Below are 24,289 nucleotides of genomic sequence, written 5' to 3'. Positions count from 1 at the left end.
ATGAAAGTTGTCTGGGTTTTGTTGCTGATGGCATTTTCTTTACACGCCTCAGGCCAGTCGGTTGAGAAACTCAGAAAGGTGGCCGACGAATACTACGGTGCAGAAAGATATCTGGAAGCTGCTGAGTTTTACGAGAAAGTGATCTCACTTTCTCCCAGCGACCTTGAGTCGAGATACAGGCAGGCGTTTAGTTACTTAAAGAGCACCAACTACAACACGGCGGAAGAGAAATTCAGTGCGCTGAGTTTGATATCCGGCCCACATCAACCGTCCTCCATTTACTACCATGGGTTCCTGACAAAGATAAAAGGGGACTTTAAGGCTGCAGACTCCATTTTTAGCACTTTCCTCCAACTTGAACCAGCCAGCCAGCAAAAACTTTTGTCGCTGGTTAAGTTCCAGAAGGCTGGTTGTGAACTGGGTATGAGATTACAGCGAGCGAAACCCAAGTATAAACTCACTTCTCTAACGGACGTTAATTCAGATCAAAACGATCTTGGGGTTATCGAGTGGCCTATTAATGGCAACCTGATGATGTCCACGACCAGAAAAGTACACGCTCTCCAATACTACGACCCTAAGTTTGGTGATTACCTGCCAAGCCTTATGTCGTACGGCAAAACCAACAATAACAAATGGAAAGAGACCTCATTTTTCAAAAAGCTCAACACCCGATGGTCGCAGGGCACGGGCTCGTTTACAGCCGACGGACGTACGTTTTACTATAGTGATTGCAACAAAGAAAGCACCTGCAAAGTGCTTGTCACCACCTGGGACGGGAAAAACTGGGCGGAGCCTGCCCAGCTTGACACTACTATCAACATGCCTGGCACTGATGTAAAGCATCCGTTTGTAACGGCGAGTGCCGACACCATCTTTTTTTCTTCCAACAGACCCGGAGGACAGGGCGGGCTCGACATTTGGATGAGTCTTCGCATTGACAGCGTCAGATGGACAACGGCTATCAACCTCGGAGAAAGAATCAACACGCAGGGCGACGAAATAACGCCCTTCTACTCCCCTGCCTACAGCTGCCTGACGTTCGCCTCCAACGGCCTGGCGGGTTACGGTGGTTTTGATCTGTACCTGGCTAAGCAGCTGTCATTTTTCGAACCCAAAGTATTTAACCTGGGGGTTCCCTTTAATAGCACCCTGGACGACACCTATCTATTCCTGGGAAAAAACGGCTATCTCTCATCAAACAGAGATGGCAACGAACTTGACGTCATGACCTTTCCTTACGGCAACCTCAAGGAGTTTTTTGAGTATATCATGACCAACGATGCCATTATCGACTTTCAGTACTACACGGCGTCTTCACTGGATCTCTACACTTTCCGAATGGACGACTACCAGGGATACGATATCTTTTTTCCAACAGGGAGAGACTCCGACCCGCCAACTTTCAATACAACAACGGAGCTTATCAATATACATGGTGCCGATGTACTGCCCGGGGAACTTGTCAGGTTGACGATTGACTCCCGGACTGATATTCTGACACTTGCCAACCAGTCTGGTCGTTTTGCATACTTACTATCTCCCGACAGTATCTCAAACAAATACACCATTACTACGACAAGCAAGCAGCGGGCAGTAGGGAATGAAGTAGATACTGCGGGGAGCTTTTATGAGTATGCTTACGAAAAAGTCTATTTTAACTATGGGAGCTCGTATTTAAGAAGCGAGACTTTTGTGGCACTCGATGACCTGGTGAGGCAGTTTGAAGAAAGCAATATTGCGCTGATTGACATTCAAACACATGCCGATAGCCGAGGCGACAAGGATTATAATAGGACATTGAGCGAAAAAAGGGGCGTTTCCATCATGAAATACCTGCTATCGAAAGGGATATCCGAAGCCAAAATGAGGGTATTCGCTTTCGGGGAAGAGGAGCCGATTTCAGAAAATGACTCCTGGTATGCACGGTTCTTTAACCGGCGGGCTCAAATTATCATCCATACAGAAGCTCAGGTCGCCTATAATAAGCCCGAAACGTTTCTGGTAATGAGGGCGCTGGACCTTAAGTCGGCGGCGCAAAATTTGGGCATTGCACCAAACAAGCTCAAAGAATGGAATGGTATCGACAATCGTGACCTGGCTGAAGGCCATACGCTGAGAGTTTTTGACGCCGAGCACAGAACACCAAGCATGCGCAACCTGATCAATCAAAAAGATATAGATGATAATTTCTTTCTGTACACAGTAAAACCTGGGGAGTCGCTTGAATCGATCGCCAGGAAATTCAAAACCATTGAAGAGCTCATATACGAAATAAATCAGCTCGAAGAAGACTTGAAACCAGGCGACGAAATAATAGTGATGTTGTAGTTACTTCTTCGCTACGAGAATAAAAGCACCCCAGGTAAATGGGTCAGGGTATTGTTCCTTAAAACGCTGTCTTGCTGTGAAAAAAGAGTCCTCGATGGAATGTTCTTTCACAAATTCTGAATAAAACATGTTCATGAAGTTTTTCGTGGCCGTGTCGTTCACCTTTACCAGAGAAATAATAAGATTGCTTGCCCCCGCCACTAAAAAAGCCCGCTGTAAGCCGTAAACACCCTCCCCATTCTTAACCGCTCCGAGTGCCGTTTCGCAAGCCGACAGGACGACAAGCCTGGTTTGATCAAGCTTAAGGTTCATTGCTTCATAGGCAGTCAATATACCATCGTCCTCGGTACTCTTATCTTTGGCCAGATACACACCAGAGTTAAGCAGTGCACTTTGCCGCTTGCTGCCTTCCTCAAAATAGCCATGAGTCGCCAGGTGAAGTATGCCAGGATCCTGATTAAGCTTGAGGTTACTTTCTGTGGCACTCAGGTAATAGAAGTCCGAAACTTTCCACTTTCCTGTCTGTAGAATCTCGGTTACATCATCAGCCTCCCTTTCCGCTTCTGGCAGTGGGTTGAGTGGTGAAGTCAAATTCAGTGTTGTGAAGTCAGGATTGCCAAAGATTGCGGCTGTGTTCATTTTATTGGCGGCCACCTTGCCTTCCTGAATAAAATCCTTGCCGCTGGTAATATGCACTAGCTTATACTTGTCCGACACGTATTGCTGTGTAGCTGAATCGTACAAAATGGCAGGATTCAATTTGTGATAGATGCCATCCGGAGCATAATAAACCTTCTTGTCTGTTCTAAGTTCAGTGTCAATTTTTTTCCAGAATACATTATAGGAAGATGCATCTTCAAGGCCATATCTGAGGGAATTTTTATAGAAACTATACTGATCCACCAGCTGCTCACTGCCATCAAGCTTGATCCTTTTCAGTTGGTTAGAGCCTCCCTGGAGAATGAACACCACGTAGCTGCTTTGGTCGTCAAAACCCTGTTCCGCACCAAATTTACCCAGCTTGAGTGAGTAGTTCCTGAATTCAATCACCTCTACTAAAACAGCGCTATCTGCAATATTCTTCTCTACATCTTGCCAGCTGTAGAAAGAGAGCTCACTCTGAGAGGAGAACGTTGACGAAAGAAGCGCCATTTTTTTCTCCAGGTTGTTGCACTGTTCTTCAAGGCTTGCAATGTTGATTCCTCTCAGTGCCAGTTCATGTTCAGAGAGAAGATAGCTTTGAGCCAGCATGTACTTTGCTTCTCTCCACTTGATAAAGCTGTTTTTCACGACCGGATCAGGGTTCTCCAACATCGTAGTCCGCATCTTGTCGGCCGCATAAAACAACACTGATTTTGTATTCAAATAGTAGTTGTATACCTTTTCCGTCCACTCTGTTTCAAAATATCTTTTCCCGAAAGAAATACTCGCAAAACGTTCCAGGTTAAACTTGGTGTCCTCAAAAAATAGCTGCCTTTGTTGATCAGTGAGTACAGGAAACACCGATTGCATATGGTGAATTTCTGTTTTTAGCGCTTCGTCGAAATGCCCGAGAGCCTGAAGTGTGTCGCCTTTATTCAAAAAGTGAACCCCGAGGTCGTTGAGGCTCTTTGCATACATCGGGTGTTTCTCCCCCAGCTTTTCCTTCCTGATATTCAACGCTTGCAGCAAAAGCTTCTCAGACAATTCTACATACCCAAACGCCTGATAAATCAGAGCTATATTGTTAAGTGTTGTGGCATACCTGGGGTTTTCCGGTCCATAAATAGTCTTGTCCAGGTCAAGCACCCTCATATACATATTGAGGGCACTGTTAATGTCTCCCAGGCTCTTTTGGCAATTAGCCAAATTGCTCAGCACGTTAGCATAATCGGGGTGAACGCCGCCATAGAGCTCCCGCATCGCTACAGCACTCTCCTGAAACATGGTAAAAGCCTGTTTGTAGTCTTTCCTCTTCGAATAAATAGCCCCAATGTTATTGGTAATGTAGGGCGAAATTTCAGTCCGGCTACCTGCATAGTTCAATAAGTCTTCAAAATATGCCTCTGAGGTAATAAGGTCATTGACTTTAAAGTACAATACTGCCAGGCTATTGAGTGTTTCGATTCTAATCAGTGAGTCTGAGGGATAGCGTTCCTTCTTTAGCTGCAGGTTGCTCAATAGTTGACTTTCCGAGGCAGAAAACTCACCCCTATCAAGCTTTATCGCCGCCAGCCTGTCCAAAGCCCTTAGGTGCATGACCTCATTTTTTCCCTTCAGCGCTTCTATAGCCTGGTTCAATGCTATTTCGCCCTCCTCAAAGTCGCCCATGTCTCTCAGCAGCGTGCCATACTCAGTCAGCAGAGCTCCCTTGATGGAGTCATTTTCAGAAAAATACTGTGATGTCAACTTAAGTGCCCGCTCAAACTGAAGCCGGCTCTTTTCATATTGGCCAACCTCCATATAAAAGAGTCCGTTTTTATAGGTGGCGTCGAGGTAAACAGGGCTTTGTTCGGAATAGTTTCTCCGCACAAGCGAATCTGCCCAAAGCAGATACGATTCAGCTGCCAGGTAGTCGCTGTTGTTCTGATAAGCCGTTGATAGGTTCAAACAAATTTTGATAAGCCCCGGGCTCAGGCTGTCGTATTGCGCTACTTCTTCCTTCAAGCTATTTTGAATAGCTCTGATGGCTCTGTTGTGCTCTGCAAAGCCCAGGTAAACAAGGCCAATATTATTGTATGCCTCTGCGTACCCCACCTCCCTCCGACAAAGTCCGGAGTCGAGCTTTGCGATGAGTTGATCAGCAAAGTACAAGGCCCTTACCCTATCTACTTTTGAGTAGTAATTAGCACTATCCAACTGTTCCAGGCAATCTTGAGAAATAGCCAGCGCTGGAGTTAAAAAAAATGCAAACCAGAAAAGATGGAAAAGTAGTTTACTCATAATAGGATTCAATCCTATATACGCACGAAACTAGTAGTTGCGGATTGGTAAAACGTAAAATTTCCTTCAAATATTTATATAAAAAGGATGGGCGGTCTGCCTACGGTTGATCCAAAAGAGAAATACTTCAAAAAATAACTTTAAGGTAGTTTAGTGATTATTTTGCCAGGTGCCTGGAGATTGTGAAGTAGAAACTACTCCCACGGCCGGCTGACGATTCTACCCAGATTTTTCCGCCGTGGAGTTCCACTATCTTTTTGCAGAATGCCAATCCAATTCCGGTACCCTGATAAGAAGTATCACTATGCGCTCTTTTAAAAATGATAAATATCTTGTCGAGGCTATCCTTGTCTATGCCAATGCCGTTGTCTCTCACTAAAAATTCAAAAAAATCACCCCGTTCTTTGACTGACACTTCTATGACTGGTTTTACGTTTATGCTTCTAAATTTGATAGCATTGCTGATCAGATTTTGAAACAACTGATTGAAGTCCAGCGGAAAAACTGCTACAGAATCCATCCGCCTTATTGATTCATCAATCTCAACCTTGGCGCCACTTTCCGAAATCGCCGAGTGTAGGTCACCAGCAACATTTTTTATGACCTCTTCGCACCTCACTTCTTCCACTGACAATAGCCTTCCTATGCGGGAATAGTCCAAAAGCCCTTTGATTAATGTCTTCAATCGTTCGACAGAAAAAGAAATGTAATCCAGGCTTTTTTCAAAGTCTCTGTCTCCTTTCTTCGAACTCGGCAACTTGAGTATTTCGGTGATTCCCAGTATGGTATTGAGAGGCTCCTGAAGGTCGTGTGAAGCAATGTAGGTAAACTGCTCCATTTCCTCATTTTTGATTTTCAGTTCTTTGACAAGCCTTTCTGACTCAACCACCTCATTTTTGATATTTTCCTTAAGCGAGCTCTCCTTCTCCAGTGTTTGGCTAAACCCTGAAGTTAATATCTGAATGGAGGCTGCAAACAAGATACTCAGCAATACCTGATTTGACGCCACTGCCAACCAGGCCTCTGGCGTGTAAATATTAACCATAGCGGAGTCCATCACCTCCAGATGCATAGCAAGAGCAAACAGCAAGCAGACAGTGGTGTTGACTACAATGCACCAATATGCCAATTTGCTGGAATATATTAGACTTACAAAAATCACTGTAGACAGCAGATACAAAAGACCAGGCCCGTATACACCCATATAGAACAACAGGGCAATTGACAATAGGTACATTGTGCCCACAAACAAGAGCTTTCTCCAACGCAGACTTAGTTTCTTGGAAAATGTAACGAGCACAACTAACACTACAGCCAGGCTGTCATAAAATGCTATATAGGGCTGATCAAGGTAGTAGCATAGAATCATTGCTGGTATATAGGCAATCATGCACACAGGCAATGTGTAAACCACTATAACGTGAAACAGCTTATCACGCCAGTAGTCAACTCCCTTTACATCAGGAACAGACCCATTTGATAGCCTTGACGCTACCAACTCCTTATACTTTGACCAAATACTCATGCAACGTTTTTACTTTCTAAAAGCGAATTTTTGAATATAAAAAAACCTCACTCAGATTGATGGAAGGAGTTAATTGTACAACGAAATTAACGAATGGCAAGACCGGAAGATGCCTAAGCGTATCCCAAATTCGACAAATGAAAACTCCGATAGTCTCCCAACACTGCTTAGAGGCCTTATTACGAATTGTGTTTCGACAAACAATACAACCAGCAAGGCCAATAATAACCTAAGTTTTTTCTAAATTCACCTAACTAAACCCCTGGCGGCTAGTGAATGAGCAGGCATACTCCTCCTACGCCAGGGTTGTGCATCCTCTAAAAATCAAAATTATGAAGACGATTACACTTGTTGGTCTTTTACTTCTTACTTACGTCAGTGGCTTTGGTCAGGACGTTCCCTCATCAGATATTCAAATGAAAACAGCCTTGCTTGCCGCACCAACGGAGCTTAAGGACGGAGCCAAAATTTACGGGTACGATAGTGCAGGAGAGTTCATCACCCTGCGTGAGGGAACAAATGGGCTAATTTGCCTCGCCGACGACCCCAATTCAAAAGGCTTCAATGTGGCGTGTTATCAAAAGGACCTCGATCCGTTTATGGCGAGAGGCAGAGAATTAAAAAAGGAAGGCAAAACCTCGCAGGAAATATTCGACATCAGAGAAACTGAAACAAAAGCTGGGAAAATAAATATTCCCAGGGGCAGTACACTCTATGTTTACAATGCTGAGGATGGCGATGTTACCTGGGCTTCCGGTGAGGTGGTTAATGGCTACTTAAGATATGTGGTGTATGTTCCTTTTGAAACTTCTGAGTCAACCGGCCTTCCAACAAAACCCGAATTTGCAGGGCAGCCATGGATCATGAACCCTGGCACTCACAGAGCACATATTATGCTTAGTCCTCCTAGAGAATAACAAACAGTATGGTTCTTACATAGGGTGATGTTGACATAAATGGCTATACTTCATCAAAAGCCTTCATCCATGAACTCATCGCCCTGAGGACGTTTCTTAGGCTTTCGCTGATATACCCTAACAAAATCAACTTCCATTCGTTGAGGCCAGTTAGTAGACTTTAGCCCCTGCCCCTGGCTTACAGACAAATTGAGAATAAGGTAAAATGGGTTAAAAAATGGCCAGCCATCTTTTCCTGTACCGTCATCCACCACTTTGTGGTACTTCTTCCCATCAACAAACCATTCGATTTTGGTGGGAGTCCACTCTATAGAGAAAGTATGAAATCTCTTATCGACCGAGCTTAGCTGTATGTGCCCCATTCTTTCGGTACCAAGAGACAAATTATAAGCCGAAGTGTGAACCATCCCGTGTATCACGTCCAGCTCAGCACCTGTATGTACCATGATGTCCAACTGCCCGTCCTCAGGTAACTTCACAGGTCTGTCGTCGAAGTAAGGGAGCATCCATATGGCAGGACTAGTGCCAGAGCCACCCGGGAGCCGTGCCCTCACCTCAATTTTTCCATAGAGCCACTCGTTCTTTCCACGGGTAACTACCCTGGCCGACGTGTAGTCAGCGTCTCCAAATTTTTCCTGATGTGCTTCAATTACGAGATAGCCTGACTCAACTCTCGCATTGTTGGTTCGCTTGTAGGTGTAATATTGTTCTTCAGAGCCTCCCCATCCGCAGAACACAGGGCACCCATCCCCAACATCGTAGGTCCATTTAGTGCTGTCCGGCAACCCCTTATAATCGAATTCATCGGACCACGCAAGCCTGTAACGCTGCGCATCGGCACAATACCCAACCAAACTGACGGCGGCTGCCACCGCACCAACTATGAACCTCCATTTACTCTTCATCCGAAAAAAATGCTTTGATGATTTTCCACAAACATTAAATGTAATTGAAAGTTAACTAAAACGAACAACTATCATTTTCAATGTCAGATATTACAGCTATCTTTTCCGTGATTCAACTGAAGTTTGATATAATGAAGGAAGGCCTTTTGCAAACAAATTTTTCATTTTATCCAGAATGATCTTTTATGACCACTCAAATTATTTGAAGCAAACAGAATTTTATTGTAATAAAACGTGTATTGATATATAGTTGCCTACCTTTCGGTAAAATTCATCAAGCATAACATTTAAAGAGTATCACAAACCATGGAAAATCGTCGTTTTGTCCCCGTCATCGTTGTCTTACTTATCGCAGTCATTCTTCTCATCTATCTTTCATCAAGTATTTTTTATACAATACGCCCAGGAGAAAGAGCAGTTCTTTTTTACAAATTTGGAAAAGGAATGGACAAGGAAAATATTCAAATGCCAGGCTTCCATGTGAAAGCACCCTACAATGAGTTGTTCGTATATGACGTAACCGAAAATCAAGTGGAAGAAACACTCGATGTGCTTGACAGAAACGGTTTGTCTATCAGCGTCGATATCTCGGTGAGATTTCACCCAATGTTCGACAAAATCGGGTATATACAAGAGACTTTCCAGCAAGACTATGTCAACAGACTGGTTGTGCCAGAGGTGCGGTCTACCGTTCGTCAGGTAATGGGCAGGTTCTCGGCTGAAGAGATTTACTCAACCAAAAGGCCAGAGGTAGAAGGCGCTATCAAAACTGAAACAGAAGCGGTATTAGGTGCTGAAGGAAACTATATTCAAATGAGAGCACTACTTATCCGGTCGATCAAACTGCCGGAGCAAATAGGGCTTGCTATCGAAAATAAGCTGAAGCAAGAACAGGAAGCACTGGCCTATCAGTTCAGACTCGACAGAGAAAAAAGTGAGGCAGAACGTAAACGAATTGGTGCAGAAGGCGAAGCTGCCGCTAACAAAATTATTAACAGCAGTTTGACGGACGAGTTGCTTAAGATGAGAGGCATTGAAGCCACTCAACAATTAGCCAACTCGCCAAACGCAAAAATTGTAGTTATTGGCAGTGCAAAGGACGGACTCCCTCTTATTTTGGGAAATAATTGATCTTTCCTGATCCAATAATTTTACATATTTTAGGGCAGCATTATTTATCGTTAGTATCATATAAATTTATTCGAATCAATGTCTAAAGTTGCTGAAATACATTACGACGGCCAGGTTTACGAAATGCCTGTGATTGAGGGTTCAGAAAATGAAAAAGCAATCGACATTAGTAGCCTCAGAGCAAAAAGCGGGCTGATCACCATTGATCAAGGCTTCAAAAACACGGGCTCCACTACGTCAGCCATCACCTTTCTCGATGGAGAGTTGGGCATTCTCAGGTACCGGGGCTACCCAATAGAGGATCTCGCTGAAAAATCGACTTTCCTTGAGGTGGCGTACCTGCTCATTTACGGCGAGCTGCCAAAAAAAGAAACCTTCGACAGTTTCAAAAAAGACATCACGCACCATACACTAGTGCATGAGGACATCAAGAAAATACTGGAAGGGTTTCCAAGCAATGCCCACCCAATGGGCGTACTTTCTTCATTGGTTTGTTCGCTTACCGCTTTTTACCCTGAATCTCTCGACCCAAACAGGTCGTGGGACAAAGTGAACCTTGGTATTATCAGACTGATTGCCAAAATGCCCACTTTTGCTGCCTGGGCATACAAGAACGAAATGGGGCATCCTGTCATCTACCCTGACAATAACCTCGACTACTGCGGCAACTTTCTGAAGATGATGTTTGCTCTTCCGGCGGATCAGTATGAAGCTGACCCCGTAGTTGCCAGCGCTTTGGACAAACTGCTCATCCTCCATGCGGATCATGAACAAAACTGTTCAACGTCAACTGTACGAATTGTAGGCTCATCTCAGGCAAGCCTTTACTCTTCAGTATCTGCAGGTATCAATGCGCTGTGGGGCCCGCTTCATGGTGGTGCCAATCAGGCGGTTATCGAAATGCTGGAAGCTATTAAAGAAGATGGTGGCAACAGTAAAAAGTGGCTTGAAAAAGCGAAGGACAAAGATGATCCTTTCCGTTTGATGGGATTTGGCCACAGAGTATACAAGAACTTTGACCCAAGGGCCAAGATAATCAAGAAAGCTGCTGACGATGTTCTGGCGAAAATGGGTGTGAATGACCCGGTGCTCGATATAGCCAAAGAGTTGGAAGAGGCGGCATTGAAAGACCCTTATTTCGTAGAAAGAAAGCTATATCCGAACGTAGACTTCTATAGTGGCATTATTTACAGAGCCATTGGCATACCTACAGAAATGTTCACTGTGATGTTTGCACTGGGAAGGCTTCCGGGTTGGATTGCTCAGTGGAAGGAAATGAGAGCCAATAGTGAGCCTATCGGCAGACCAAGGCAAGTATATGTGGGAGAGGTGGAAAGAAACTACGTCCCAATTAGTAAGAGATAAGATCGTTTTTATTGAAAATAACTTAGCCCTATCTTGCGATAGGGCTTTTTTTTAGCCAATTTGATCAGGACACTGAGCCTGTAATAATCGACCGGGGATGGCAGCTAAGAAATTTCATGTTTTCATTGTAGACGATGATCCATCTTTTCGTTTCATAACAAAAAAATTGTGTGAGAAGGAACCTTCGATTGGTCGGATAGAGGACTTTGAAGATATTTATGATGCCCTAAGGCAAATCATGCTCCACAAGAAAAGTGCTGAGAATCTGCCGGATGTAATCCTTCTTGATTTGAATTTTCCGACATTAAACGGCTGGGAGTTTCTGGAAGGCTTCGTAGATCTTCAGGTATCTCTTGCCAAAAAAATACCTGTGTTTGTCATCAGCTCGTCACTACTGAACTCCGACAGGGCAAGAGCAAAGGAAATTGATATTGTAAAGGGCTTTTTTTCTAAGCCAATCACCCTTGAGCAGGTCACGTCGATCATGCAGTCGCTTACCCCACTCTAGGACGAGGAAACTGATCTTACTTTCGACAACGTAAACGCCGTTGTCACACCTACAATGGCACCCATCAAGTGTGACTCCCAACTCACCCCCGGCCGCGAAGGGAAAATCCCATAGATGATGCTGCCATACAGCACCACCACTACAATAGAAATGAACAATGATTGGAAATCCTTCCGAAAAATACCAAACGAAATGAGGAAAAAAGCCAACCCGTATATCAATCCACTGGCACCAACATGGTAGAAAGGCCTGCCAAACAACCATACAAATATCCCCGTGAAAAGATAACACTGGAGAAATACCCTTGTGGCTATCTTGTCATAGAAATAGTAAAGGGCTCCACCTAAAAAAAGTAAAGGGAGTGTATTGGATGTGATGTGCATCCAGCTACCGTGGATCATAGGGCCGGTAAGTATGCCGATCAATCCGTGGAGCGTCCTTGGATAAATGCCAAGAAAGCCAAGATCAATAGACACGTAGTTTTCCACAGCAAAGAAAGCCCACATTAAGAAGACAAGCCTGAGGGGGGGAAGAATGTACTTTCCGTTAAGCATAAAAAAACCCAGGGACTGCCTGGGCTGTTTATTGTCAAATAGGTTTTTACTTCTTTGCCGGGTCGTTGATCATTGTCAACTCCATCAATTTGGCCTCCTCATAACTAACCGACAAATATCCCAGAATGCCGCCAGAGGATTCAGCAATCTTCTTGGCAATATCCTTCAGACTGGCATAAAATTCAGTAGAAAAGGTTTTGTTTAACTTTGGCAAAATGAGGTTCAACTTTTTCAGTTCTCTGTTGATGGCCGGCCCTCTCTCGGATGCGTTGTGAGGCAGCTCCTCTATCATGGTCATAAAATCGTTTTCAAACCTCTCCCCTACTACCTTATAGTAGCCTAGCAGCGACTCCCTTGCTTTCTGCTGTTTCACCTTAGCCAGCTGAATTGCCTTTTGAATCTCTGACTTATCAATATTATCGTCTGCGCCCGCAATCAGCACCGATACATAGGCAGGTGCCTTTAGCAAAATTTCTACTTCGTCGTCACGAAGTTTCTCAAATTCAGGTATCATTAGATATCGTTTGTTGAAATGAATGTCTTATGCGAAAATATCAAAATTTGCGTTACTGAAAACGATGAGTCATCACTTTTACGAACAAACATTTAAACCTCACTGTATTTCTAATGTTTTACTTAAATTTAAAGACTTGGAAAGCTAAAAAGAAAATATGGCCAACATAATAGATTTATCTTATTTGGAAAAAGTTTGTGAAGGAGATACTGAATTCATGAAAGAAATGATCGAGGCATTTATCGAGACTATTCCAGAGAATTTGACTGAAATGCAAAGCGCTCACGATGCCTCAGACTGGCCTCTGCTGGCACGAATAGTCCATAAAATGAAGCCATCCATCGCATTTATGGGCATAGAGGAGCTAAAAGCTAATGTACTTGAGCTGGAAACGCTTGCCAAAGAGGGGAAAAAGCCTGACGAAATAAAGGTACTTGTTGGCAAAGTAGACGGCACTACCACTCAAGCCATTGCTGAATTGGGTGAACTGCTAAAGACCTTCTAGCCAAGCAAATTGCAAAGCATAAAAAAGGCGGCACTTCTGAGAAGCGTCGCCTTTTTTATGCTCTGATCACCAATTGATCAATGAATAATCAACAGCTTCTTAGGTTCGAACCTGGCATTTTCATTGCTGATGATCACAAAGTACATGCCACTTGGTACAGACCTTGTGTCGAATGTTGCCGCTTCACTCCCCTTCTGGACTCTTCCGTTCGAAATGGTAGCTCCTGCCTGATCAATCAGTCTCCATTCAAAGTCGTTGTTCAGCTGGCTATCAAACCTTACGCCCACTTCCGTATTGGCCGGGTTCGGGTAAAGAGCGTAAGATGAAGCTATTTCGCCGGGGAGATCGACGCCGGTGGCATTCGCTTCTTTGCCCACGATGTCGAGTATCGCAGATTGATAGATAAGCTTGCTGTTGTTACTTTGTATAAAAGCAACAACAGCCAACTCTTCAGGGTCTTTTACCAATTTCCCGCTTATTTCCCATGGCACTACATTTACTGTTTGAACTCCATCAAGGGCTCGCAGATTTTCAACCCTAATTCCGTTTCCATCTGGCAGAATCTTTCTTACAATATTAGAATAAGGATTGCCTTGATATTCTTCATATCGTTCTATCACCACCACATAAAGTCTGTGCTCTGCGTCCTCTGGTAGCCTAAGACCGGTCTTGTTATATGAAACAGCCAAGGAAAGCACTTTAGATTCTGATGGCAATTGTTCTATCGAAATATTGACCTCAGGATCTATCAAGGAAGATTTGGACAATGTAAACTCTGAATAAGGAACGTTGGAGGTTGTGCTTGCGTTAAACGTACCCTCTGATAGATCGCCGGCTATTATTGACAAAGGCACCTTGTTGATTCCGTAGAAAAGAACTCTTGCCCCCGGGTCAGCTTTGTTCACCTGATTAAAAGGATCAATATCGCTGGCAGTCTTTTTAAATTCTGTGTGATAATCAAGAACTATCACATCATCGTTATTAATAGTTGAATCCTCCAAAAGCTCTTTAATGGTCACGTCGACTGTGCGGCTTGTTTCGCTTGTCGTCGAGGTAAATTTCTCCAACAGAACGAGTTTACTTCTTTCTCCGATCCAAAAATTATCAAATGCAAACCCTTCTTCATCAGTCAACGGGTTGTCGCTATCGACTGAGTTGTCTGAACCAAGGGCAAACCTAAATCTCACGCTTGATCTATTACCAGCAATTTCATCCAATTTATGTCTGGCCTCTGAATAATTTATGCCTTGCTCATCGGTTGAGCCACCCCAACCAACCCTGTCGGTACCCCCCTGATCATCTTGGCCCCCTGGGTCGGACACTATTCCCTCTAGTGTATACCAATTAATGCCTGTTGCTTCATCTATACCTCCATCATACAGCCCCAAAGTTGGCCAGTTTGCGCCATTATCTGTAGAATACTGAAGAACAACACCATCTTTTCTACCATCAAAGTCATACATCAAATTGAATTTGACCATTGGGCGAAGAAGGGCTGATATATCAAAAGCGGGGCTGTAAACCCATGATTTTTCTTCAGTGTTGTAATTTCCGTCAGCGTTCGTTACCCAGCCTCTTGACAGACCTTCATCGTTTAGGATGCTACCGCCCGGCACGGCATTCTCCCATGAATTTGGACGTGATGTCAACTCAAATTTTGACACCCCAGGAAGCAAAGGATCATCATTGAAAGTGACATCAGCGAACCAGCCTTCTGGCCCCGAATCGAAGGTAGCCAAATAGGGTTGATCTGCCGTAACTGTTTTCACATTCAGTATCTGAACATCTCTTTCTAAAGAAATGAAACACTGGTTAACAGAACGCAAACTCAGAACCCCTCTGTAAGTGCCCCCGGTTGGTAGAGTTGTGGTGACACTACCTTGCAAATAAGCTCGCTGAGCTGCGGCATCAGTCAAAGCAGGATTCCTATCTCTACTCTCAACAAACAGCAATTCGTCGCCGCTATAAAGTTGGAAAGTAACATTTGCGAGACTCTGAATATTTATTCCCGGATCGTCAATTTCAAAAACTGTAGGTTGGTTCTCAATAATACCTGACCAGGCAAACCTTGGAGTTGGACTTGAGCCTATCGATACACTTTTGGAGAAAGTACTCGAGCAGCCATCAACACTTACTACCGTTAAGCTCACCTGAAAATCCTGCTGAGTTGCGTTGGGGAGGGTGATATTAAAATGGTGTGTAACTGTCCTGTCAGTTGACGAAGCAGATTCATATTTATCCGATTCGTCTCCAAAGTCCCATATTAGTTTTGAAACCCCTGACAAATCAACTTCATTACTAATTAGTGCACCAAAGTTCACAGGTTCTCCTGAACAACCACCATTAATGCTAAAGTCGATTTGGGGCTGCGGCAAGACAATAATTTGCTTCTCTACGCTGTTTGAACACAATGTTGCTGGATTAGTATATTCATACTTGATAGTGTATGTTGTGGCGGGGCCATATAATCCGGCTCCGTCTTCAGTCCGGGCACTAAGAGGGTCAAACCTTGCTCCAGAAGTAGTTGCCGTAATGCCGGGCCCTGTGAAAGTACCTCCGGAAGGATCTCCAATTAGTGAAATAGCACCGGCATTAACGCAAATAGTAAAGCTGTTGTCTTCAAATTCAAAATTACCATCAGAAAAAAAGTTCACCTCAGGAAGGGGATTGATTGTGACAAGTCTGAAAACAGAATTGTAACAGCCTTCTCCTGAAACAAATTGCAAGGTACTAGTATGCTCCAACCAAATGGTATCTACCACACTCTCCGTAAGGAGCTGCGGATCGATTATGCCAAGTGAATCTATTGCTCCAAGAGGATTAAATGTAGCGGTACCGTCCCCATTGTCGATCACACCATTTCCAAAGAAAGTACCAATACCATCTTGGGCGCTGAGCGCTACAGGTGCTGCGTTAACACAAATTGCTATGTTTCCTGCTATATTGTTTTGAGTAAAGCTTAGTGATGGTAAAGCTCTAACAATCACTCGCACCTCGGTGTCATCTGAAATACATCCATTATCAGAGCTAGACTTCAGTACGTAATAAGTCCTGTCAAAATCTTTGGTGTTATTTACTCCAGGCGGGGCTAAAATTGGTTTGTCTCCAACCAGAGTTGTGCGGGATTCATCGCTGTACCACCGATAAGTGATCGAAGGATCTGGGTCAACAATTTCCATATCAAGAATGTCATCACCAACGCAATATTCATATATGTACTGGCCATTTACCAGAAGCCCAGTCGCTTCGGGGGCAGCGCCGATGTCAAATACCTGATATGTTATTTCTGCCGCCTCGGATTCACATCCTGGAAAAATTGAGCCATCAGTACCTATTCGGTTGGTCGTCTGGGTTACTCTATACGTATAGTTTCCTGCCGGAAGATTAATATCTGGGCTATATGTGTCTGTGTTAGCGAGCAACGTGCCTTCGCCATCATACCAGTTTAACCTGGCTCCAGGTAACTTACCTGTAACATCTAAAACAAACGGATCTTCAAACTGACCTAAACATACACTTGGATTGGCGTTAGACGGAGTTGGCGTAATTGGTAGGGCGAAGATATTTATTCGAATGGTTGAGGCTGATGTTATAGCGCTCTCGCAACCAGCATCCGTCTGTGTAACAGTAAAATCATATACGCCGTCGACTGTTGGGTCAATTACCGGCACACCTGGTGATAATTCAAAGTCAGAAATTGGATTTACCGTACTGGCAGCAGCGGCACTGGCATCTTCATCGACTTCCTGAAAAACAATGTCACCTTCGTAATACCACTTAAAAGTTACCCCATCGGTAGTGCTAGTAGCAGTTAAAGTAGCAATGGTAGTGTCATCAACATCGTCTTCACAGTAGTAGTACGTCCGTGCCGCAACTGGGATATCTATAGCTGCCGGTGTCTTAAAAAAATCAAACTGGATAACCACACCAGCACTTTCACCCCCAGCAAACTGGGCTCCGTTGACACCTATAATGTCGGTAACATTCGTGGCCATGTAATACCTTGTGTGGGTGCTGCTTAGCCCGGTAATCCCAAGCTGTTGGGCGGTAGGGGCGGCACCAATGAAAACCGGATTGAGGTTGATCTTATTTCCCGATGCATCAGATCGATACCACCTGTACTCCTGGGCTCCCTGTGACCCCAAGTAGCCAGGAGGAACGTCAACGATAATAGTATATGTATCATTTGAGTAGTCATCGGCAGTGCAATAACTATAAGATGTTTGAGTTGAAGCCGTAAGGGCAGGTGTCGTAGGTGCATCAAAAACAGTAATGGCGACTCTAACTGCATCACTCTCACACCCTTGAAAGGATGACACAAAGTTCTTACTGGTGGCCTGACTCACCCAGAAATAGTAAGTGCCTGCCGTTGCCAAATCCAGCCCGTTCAGCGATGCATCGCTGACAGTAAGAATTGGGCTCTCGCTGATGAAAGCGCTTGGCGCACTTCCCGTGCCGTCGTCCTGGTACCATCTGTATACTGCAGAAGTACCAGAGGGAGTGTTAAGAAAACTGATTCCAGTCACTCCGTCGGCGGTAAGCGACGTAGAGTTCTTAACAGCATAATATTGCATTCTAAAGCCATTACCTGCCGTCGCTACTGGGTTAGTTGGCGTCGTAAAAACACTAATGGTTACCTTGGTCGGAGCGCTAGCGCAACCTACAAAGCCAGGCGAATTATCCCTGTCATTGTACTGGACAACATGAAATGTCTGACTGGAAGCTACCGGATTTCCACCCGTTGCATTTAATCCTATGTCTCCAGGTGTCAGAATATTACCAACTAACAGTGGACTACCATAATCAGTATTACCAAACCCATCATCTTCATACCATTGGAAGTACGACGTCTTGCCTACTGGTAAGCCTGTTTGAAGAAACGTAGCATCCAAAACTATGTCAGCAATATCCTCTGAATCACAATACTCAATCAGATAGGAGCCTCCTCCCTGGTTAAAAATATGATCCCCACCAGATTCAATTACTATTGGTGTGCCCGGAACATCATACACATTAATTGTAAACTTCCTTGGTAATGACGCACACCCATTGCTGCTCGTTTCTCTCAAGTAAAAAGTCCTTGTAGTCGTATTTGGTGTATTTGTTCCTCCAAAAATGGCCGTAGCAGCAAGAGTGTTCGTATTTCCCAATACGTTGTTACCTGCAAGATCGGACGACCAAGTATAGAACCCAGTTCCCAATGGCGGCGCCACTACGTCGTCTACAACCTCCCCTTTACAATACTCAAACAAGTAATCTCCACTAACCAACCCACCATGATTAAGAATGGAGGCGCCAGCTTGCACACTGGGGAGTACTGGAATAGGATAGATGAAAAATTCCTGCGCTACACTTTTCCCTATGCAACCTGTTCCAGCCTGCTCACTCCCATCAGATACATACACCAAATTGTATCTGCCTGCCCCCAGGACTCCAAAGTTGAGGGTAGTCCCACCCCCATCGAGCAATTGTTCCGCCCCAAACCCAATGCCGTCGTGCACTTGATAGTAAAAATTACCTGATGGATTTGTATACGAAATGCCATCAACAACAACATCCAAGTCTATGGGCGAATCACTTTCGCAGTTATCGGTGCTCAGATTAGAAATCGATACTGATGGCGCCGCATTCAAATAAATTTGCTCCTGCCCAAAGATAAAGGACGGATTCACCAATGTTTCCTCGGGGTCAACATCACCGCTAGTTGTAACATACCGCCTTATGTAATAGTAACCAGAGGTCAGTCCAGTTTTGTCTAGCACCCAATTTGTAATATAGCCATACGTGGGAGAATAAGCACCGTTGGTTGGGTCATAATAGTCAGTTGTACTAAGGGCGTTAACAAAAATATCAGCCGCAGGAATATATATATCGCCACCACCATTATTAACAACCGCATACACATTAGCAGATGTCAGATTACCTCCAAGATTGCTACTGTAAACCTCAATCTTGTGGAAAATATAGTTTGCAGAGCTTAAATCTGATAGGTTTATTTGATAAAGGTTCTTTTCATTCACCACACTACCGCCATAAGTAATGGGAACACATGGCTGAGTTTCCCCAGAGCTTAAAATAGATGTCGAAGGCAATACGGTTACCTGAAAGTTTCTTGTGTAAGATTCCCCGGTAATAACATTTTTTAGGGTAGCTGTAAGGTTATGAACACCCAATCCGGCGGTCGTCGGCCTAAATTTTATCCATTTGTAGCCCCCGTAGCCAAAATAGCCAGTGGGCGATTCAAGGCCAGGCCCAGACCATGTCACAGTATGATTGGCAGGTGTATCATAAATATAGTAGGTGTACTGGTCCTCATCCAACTGAGTTGAAGCAGTCGGGCCGTATCCAAAAATTTCCCAGCTGACAACCCTTACTTTAACAGGATCACTTTCACAGCCATTTGCATTTGTATTGGTTACCCACCAGGTGTGGATACCAAACGGATCATGCGCCACACTTGTTCCCCACCAATACTCGGAATCGAAACGATTGTTGGGAGAGTACCCGTTGCCGCTATCTCCATCGTCGTCTAAACCGAGGTCTCCCATAGACGGGGCAACGTTTTGGTAAAGCGATGTTACTTCGGTCGCCAAATCTTCAGTGGAATACCACCGAACGTCAGAGTTAGCGCCGTTCAGGGTCACTACCGGGTCAACCGCATTAAATGTATAGCCGTCATAAACGTTTACGTTAACAATATTGTATATTTCACCATTTGTAAAGTTTTCTCCATAATAGTCTGTGTAAGTCGCATAAGACAGGCTTGGACTGGCAACCACCACTCCCTGAAGGTCAATATTACTCTGCAAGTCAGCTGCTGCATTCCCGACCTGAGTCGCTGTCCCGGCTGATCGATAAGCGGAAGTAGTGATGTCGGCAACGCCGGTAAACTTAGCAAAAAGGCCATCGATGCTAATAACATCAGGAGCCGCCGATGTTGATGCAGAATAACTAAACGTAAAAGCGCTCTTGGTCAAGCTAACAACGGCGGGAGTTGAAATATCAGTGTAAGTTCCCCCGGAGAAATCTGGTGTCGAGGTAACATCAAACTCAAAATTAACCGGTAGCGATATCGTGTACGTTCCTCCCCCTGAAAAACCTCCATTAGATCCTTCAGAAATAGTAATGGTACCAATACTTGTATAATCTCCATTTGAACAAAGGAGCACAGAAGCTGGCGTTACAACCGTCGAATTTGCCACAGAAAAATTCCAATTGGTTGTATTGCTATTGGCTGCAACAGAATTACCCAGCAGGTCTTCGAAAGTACCAGATGGCCATTGAATGTAGTAGCTGGCACCATAGGCAAGGGAAGCGATATTTAATTGAAATGTCGCCGTAGACCCACTGATATTAACGTCTGTAAGAACATCCCAGGAATCCGTGAGAACGTCACCCGCAGCATTGAAAAGTGAAATCATTCCAACACCTTCCGTTATCGCTTCATTGAAGTTGATTGAGAACGAAGGTGTATTTGTGATTATGTTGCCGCCATCTGCCGGCGTGGCACTACCAAAATTGGCCACGGGAGGAGTGACATCACCGGTAGCGGTAGTCTTAAAGTTCCACACTGTCTTACTAGATATTCCAGCAAAATTATTGGCTGGCGTACTGTAATCGAAAAAGGCTCCGTTATCTATCTTAAGATAAAAATCAGTAAACCCTGGAAATGCAGATCCAGCGGAAAAAGTTGCTTGATTAGCATCAATTGTCACACTATTCGCATCGACTTGTGCGAACAAATTGTCGTTGGCTCCATAATAAATCCTTAAATACTTGGTGCCAGGCGTGGCAAACTTCTTGATCGGCTCACTAAAAGTAACGGTCAAAGTTGGGCTCAAGCCAACCTCCGCAGTATTGTCAAGTGGGTTCAGGGTGCTGACTACCGGCGCCACCCCGTCGTTTGCCGTGGTGAAATTCCAAGTCGTGCTATTGGAAATACCCGCAAAGGAGTTATTAAACAAATCTTTAATCGCACCATTATCAATATTTATATAGTAAGTAATGCCTCCAGACAGGGTAACTCCAAGGGAAGCAAGGTTAATCGCCAACTGCTGGCCACTCACTGTAAAAGCACCGTTACTAATCGCTACGTCCGAAATAAGCAAATCTGAGGGGCTAAGGTCTGCATAGATTTTAACGTTACCGGTCCCCTTTGCTACCGGCTCATTGAACGTTGCGTAAATTGTGGACGTGGCAACTGCGACAGCTGTAGCGCCATCAACTGGTTGGAATGGTTCGGTCGGTGAAGCTCCTGCGTTTACCGCAGCTAGTGTTGGCGGTGTGCCATCAGCTACTGTTTTGAAATAAAACTTCGGAATAGCAGGCGAATTATCATCTTGAATATCTTCAAAGGCATCATTGTCCACCTGAATACTATAAAAAGAATTTTCGTCAAAAGTAAATGGCAGTGTGCCATTTACTCCGCTAGTCAATACTACCGGACTCTGGTCAAGGTTGATAACCACTCTATTGCTCCCCGTGGTCGCATTATCAATTAGCCCAAAATCAGAATCATCATTAGCCCGAGGGTTTATTCTAATTACATCATTACTTATGACTGGGCCACTCAAAGATGTTTCCTTGTCTACAAAAACATAGCTACTTGCACCAGCATTCTTACGCATGACCTCGTCAAACACTAATATTATATCCTGCGTCACTCCTACATCAAGCGTCCCATTCGCCGGAATTGTGTACAGCAGGTTTGGAGCTGAACTGTTTGCAGCTGACATAGTGAAAGTCCATCCAGTTGGACTCGTCAGGGCAAATGAGTTGGAGCTATTAACGTCTAAAAATGCACCATTTTCAATAATTACATAGTAGGTTTTGCCATTCTTGAGCATGTAATTATCAAAAGTTACATCGACCGTATTGCCGCCAGTCAACTGAACTTTGGTCGCATCAGTGACCGAAACGCTTGTAAGCAGATTGGTATTGGAGTTGTCTCTGATTTCGATGTCCCCTGTGCCCACAGTAACCTGCTCATTAAATACAAATTGAATAGTATTTCTGGCAGCCTGACCAGAGGCCCCGTTCGATGGCGTCCGGCTGGTAATGGCGGGCGGTTGATTATCAGTCACAGTGATGGTAAACTGGTAAAGTTGCGAGGTATTAACGTTTCCGCTGCCAGTTGGCCCATCATCAACTATGTACACGTTGATTGTGGCTACTCCCTGTTTCTGACTAACAACAGAATATGTCAATGTGCCTGAATTGTCGATATCCGCAGAAGCCGGCACCAGAACGCCATTAGGGTCGCTGAATATTGATACGGTAAAATCATCTAACGTTTGCGTATTTTCGTCAGCAGGCCCAACTACAATTTGCGTTGCTGGGTCAATAAATAGCGGCAGAGAAACTGCTCCTGCATCAGAGTTTACATTTTGGTTCCCTAGCACAACATTAAATGTTGGGGCGTCGTTGAGAGCATTCACCGTAATACTCGCCGTAGCAGCAACACCAGCGCTAAATGCCGTTGTGCCTCCATTAACACTTACATTGGTTGGGCTACCATCTGAGCCAGAAGTCTGATCCCATCCCCTTACACTAATCGTGTTTCCAGTTGAACCATTGTAGTCAGCCGAAGGGACAAATCGGATAGCATTGTTTCCGTCCGACGCCAGCAAGACCGCATCTGTGTCACCTGTTGGGGCTAGGGCAGTCCACCCAATACCGTCAAGTGTAAACTCCCAAGTGCCATTAGTAGTGCTTACTCCTGTTACTGCTAAACCTGCCAAAGCACCTGCATCTGAATCGGTATAGTTTCCCGCAAAACTGGTTATCAATGACAAAATTGATGTGCCGGAATTGGTAACATCATCTTCATCAATGGCCGTAAATGCCACAGTACCTGTTAAAGTTGGGGCATCGTTGATCGGGTTGATAGTTATAGTGGCAACATCATCCAACGTCGAAAAGGCTGTTGTCCCACCTCCAGTCGTTGCATCAATCGTGCCTCCCGCCACACCTGCACCTGTCCTATCCCAAGCCTTGAAAGTAAAAGTCGCATCACCATTGTAGTCGGCATCTGGAACAAACCTTACCTTGTGAGTTCCGACCCCTACTAAAGTACCATCCAGTAGTCTTGCCGCTGTGGTAATATCTGCACTCGAACCGGTGGTTCCGCTGAATAGATTCCATGATGATCCATTATCTAAAGAATACTGCCACACTCCATTCGTATTATCTACTACGGTCACAGCTATCGCTTCCACCGCTCCCTCAGGATCGGTGATAGAGGCGTCAACAACTATTTCAGCTATCGTATTGCCAGCACTTGTCAGATTATCTTCGTCAATATTTGAAAGCGTCGGTGATTGACCCGCATCCAGCAAGGGAGCAGAATTTAAAACATTATTTGTAACACTTTCGGCCACTCCAAATGTACCAAGGGCATTGCCTCCGGCATCCCCGGCATCCCCGGCTGCGTCATTATAGTCAAGGGTTAATACTTCAACAGCATTAATATCACGATCCAAAGAAAACGTTAGAACAAGTGTTCCACTTCCGCTTACTCCGGTTATCGAAACAGGCGATCCATCGGAGTTCAGAGAAAACCCAGACTGATCGCTAAGAACTATGGGTTCATCGAAGGTCACTACGAGATCGTCTCGGTCAGCATCTTCTACTACAGCATTGTCAAACATCGGCGCTGTTCCGTCCACGTTGTTTGTCACAGCCTGACCAGAAAAGTCCTGAACAAGATTGCCAATACCATCCGCTGCATCTGGAGAACCAGAAAGTCCATCAAAAGTAACTGTAACAGTCTCTCCCTCTTCAATTGGAATATCAAGTGTAAATGTGATCTCTGTGGTACCACTACCTCCACCCACTCCAGTGATAACTGCCCCTGATGAAGAGGTACTTATAGAAAATCCGTCTGCCACTGTCAAATTAACTGCCTCATCAAAGCTTACCTTCAGCTCGTCTGCTGCTGCATTCTCTACCACAGCGCTCGCAAAAGAAGGGCCTGTTCCGTCCACGTTGTTTGTCACAGCCTGACCAGAAAAGTCCTGAACAAGATTGCCAATACCATCCGCTGCATCTGGAGAACCAGAAAGTCCATCAAAAGTAACTGTAACAGTCTCTCCCTCTTCAATTGGAATATCA

Annotated in this window: 12 protein-coding genes; 6 read left to right on the top strand and 6 right to left on the bottom strand. The window is 44.6% G+C overall.

The genetic code is table 11. The annotated features are described in order from the left end of the window. Complete coding sequence (locus RIG68_RS01505; RefSeq protein ID WP_350117989.1) at positions 1–2,331, top strand: OmpA family protein; 2,331 nt, start codon at positions 1–3, stop codon at positions 2,329–2,331. Here the strand turns inward: RIG68_RS01505 and RIG68_RS01500 are convergent, their stop codons facing one another. Continuing rightward, positions 2,332–5,253: a CHAT domain-containing protein gene (locus tag RIG68_RS01500; protein ID WP_350117987.1), complete on the bottom strand. Its 2,922-nt coding sequence runs from the start codon at positions 5,251–5,253 to the stop codon at positions 2,332–2,334. It abuts the gene before it with no gap. Positions 5,254–5,410: 157 nt separating this feature from the next. Then, on the bottom strand, positions 5,411–6,778 hold the full coding sequence (locus tag RIG68_RS01495) for a sensor histidine kinase (protein WP_350117985.1): 1,368 nt from the start codon (positions 6,776–6,778) through the stop codon (positions 5,411–5,413). 332 nt (positions 6,779–7,110) lie between these two features. Here RIG68_RS01495 and RIG68_RS01490 point away from each other — a divergent pair, with 332 nt between their 5' ends. Further along, complete coding sequence (locus RIG68_RS01490) at positions 7,111–7,695, top strand: hypothetical protein (RefSeq protein WP_350117983.1); 585 nt, start codon at positions 7,111–7,113, stop codon at positions 7,693–7,695. A gap of 53 nt (positions 7,696–7,748) precedes the next feature. On the opposite strand, the gene RIG68_RS01485 is transcribed toward RIG68_RS01490, so the two are convergent. Further along, positions 7,749–8,600, bottom strand: coding sequence for a glycoside hydrolase family 16 protein (locus RIG68_RS01485; RefSeq protein ID WP_350117981.1), 852 nt, complete (start codon positions 8,598–8,600; stop codon positions 7,749–7,751). A gap of 306 nt (positions 8,601–8,906) precedes the next feature. On the opposite strand from RIG68_RS01485, the gene RIG68_RS01480 reads away from it, so the two are divergent. From RIG68_RS01480 to RIG68_RS01470, 3 genes are all read left to right on the top strand, one after another. Continuing rightward, a complete protein-coding gene (locus RIG68_RS01480) occupies positions 8,907–9,731 on the top strand; it encodes a prohibitin family protein (RefSeq protein WP_151998666.1) in 825 nt (274 codons plus the stop codon). Positions 9,732–9,809: 78 nt separating this feature from the next. Continuing rightward, positions 9,810–11,096: a citrate synthase gene (locus RIG68_RS01475; protein ID WP_151998667.1), complete on the top strand. Its 1,287-nt coding sequence runs from the start codon at positions 9,810–9,812 to the stop codon at positions 11,094–11,096. A gap of 97 nt (positions 11,097–11,193) precedes the next feature. Then, entirely contained in the window at positions 11,194–11,604 is a 411-nt protein-coding gene (locus tag RIG68_RS01470) for a response regulator (RefSeq protein ID WP_350074229.1), read from the top strand. Here RIG68_RS01470 and RIG68_RS01465 read toward each other — a convergent pair. Together RIG68_RS01465 and RIG68_RS01460 are read right to left on the bottom strand one after the other, a co-directional pair. Beyond that, positions 11,601–12,110, bottom strand: coding sequence for a rhomboid family intramembrane serine protease (locus RIG68_RS01465; protein ID WP_350117979.1), 510 nt, complete (start codon positions 12,108–12,110; stop codon positions 11,601–11,603). The genes RIG68_RS01470 and RIG68_RS01465 overlap by 4 nt on opposite strands. 94 nt (positions 12,111–12,204) lie before the next feature. Beyond that, positions 12,205–12,672, bottom strand: coding sequence for a hypothetical protein (locus RIG68_RS01460; protein WP_350117977.1), 468 nt, complete (start codon positions 12,670–12,672; stop codon positions 12,205–12,207). A 157-nt stretch (positions 12,673–12,829) separates the two neighbouring features. Here RIG68_RS01460 and RIG68_RS01455 point away from each other — a divergent pair, with 157 nt between their 5' ends. Next, entirely contained in the window at positions 12,830–13,177 is a 348-nt protein-coding gene (locus RIG68_RS01455; protein WP_350117975.1) for an Hpt domain-containing protein, read from the top strand. A 77-nt stretch (positions 13,178–13,254) separates the two neighbouring features. Here RIG68_RS01455 and RIG68_RS01450 read toward each other — a convergent pair whose 3' ends face one another. Continuing rightward, on the bottom strand, positions 13,255–24,174 hold the full coding sequence (locus tag RIG68_RS01450; RefSeq protein WP_350117974.1) for an Ig-like domain-containing protein: 10,920 nt from the start codon (positions 24,172–24,174) through the stop codon (positions 13,255–13,257). Between the last annotated feature and the right edge of the window lie 115 nt (positions 24,175–24,289).

This window comes from Imperialibacter sp., from assembly GCF_040222385.1.
In the GTDB taxonomy this organism is placed as follows: domain Bacteria; phylum Bacteroidota; class Bacteroidia; order Cytophagales; family Cyclobacteriaceae; genus Imperialibacter.
The sequence above is the reverse complement of the archived record's forward strand: the minus strand, read 5'-3'. Positions and strand labels throughout refer to the sequence as shown.

Coding starts and splice junctions, on each gene's coding strand:
- RIG68_RS01460 (WP_350117977.1), bottom strand. CDS start 12,672: ATGATACCTGAATTTGAGAAACTTCGTGACGACGAAGTAGAAATTTTG.
- RIG68_RS01465 (WP_350117979.1), bottom strand. CDS start 12,110: ATGTGGGCTTTCTTTGCTGTGGAAAACTACGTGTCTATTGATCTTGGC.
- RIG68_RS01495 (WP_350117985.1), bottom strand. CDS start 6,778: ATGAGTATTTGGTCAAAGTATAAGGAGTTGGTAGCGTCAAGGCTATCA.
- RIG68_RS01480 (WP_151998666.1), top strand. CDS start 8,907: ATGGAAAATCGTCGTTTTGTCCCCGTCATCGTTGTCTTACTTATCGCA.
- RIG68_RS01490 (WP_350117983.1), top strand. CDS start 7,111: ATGAAGACGATTACACTTGTTGGTCTTTTACTTCTTACTTACGTCAGT.
- RIG68_RS01485 (WP_350117981.1), bottom strand. CDS start 8,600: ATGAAGAGTAAATGGAGGTTCATAGTTGGTGCGGTGGCAGCCGCCGTC.
- RIG68_RS01475 (WP_151998667.1), top strand. CDS start 9,810: ATGTCTAAAGTTGCTGAAATACATTACGACGGCCAGGTTTACGAAATG.
- RIG68_RS01500 (WP_350117987.1), bottom strand. CDS start 5,253: ATGAGTAAACTACTTTTCCATCTTTTCTGGTTTGCATTTTTTTTAACT.
- RIG68_RS01505 (WP_350117989.1), top strand. CDS start 1: ATGAAAGTTGTCTGGGTTTTGTTGCTGATGGCATTTTCTTTACACGCC.
- RIG68_RS01455 (WP_350117975.1), top strand. CDS start 12,830: ATGGCCAACATAATAGATTTATCTTATTTGGAAAAAGTTTGTGAAGGA.
- RIG68_RS01470 (WP_350074229.1), top strand. CDS start 11,194: ATGGCAGCTAAGAAATTTCATGTTTTCATTGTAGACGATGATCCATCT.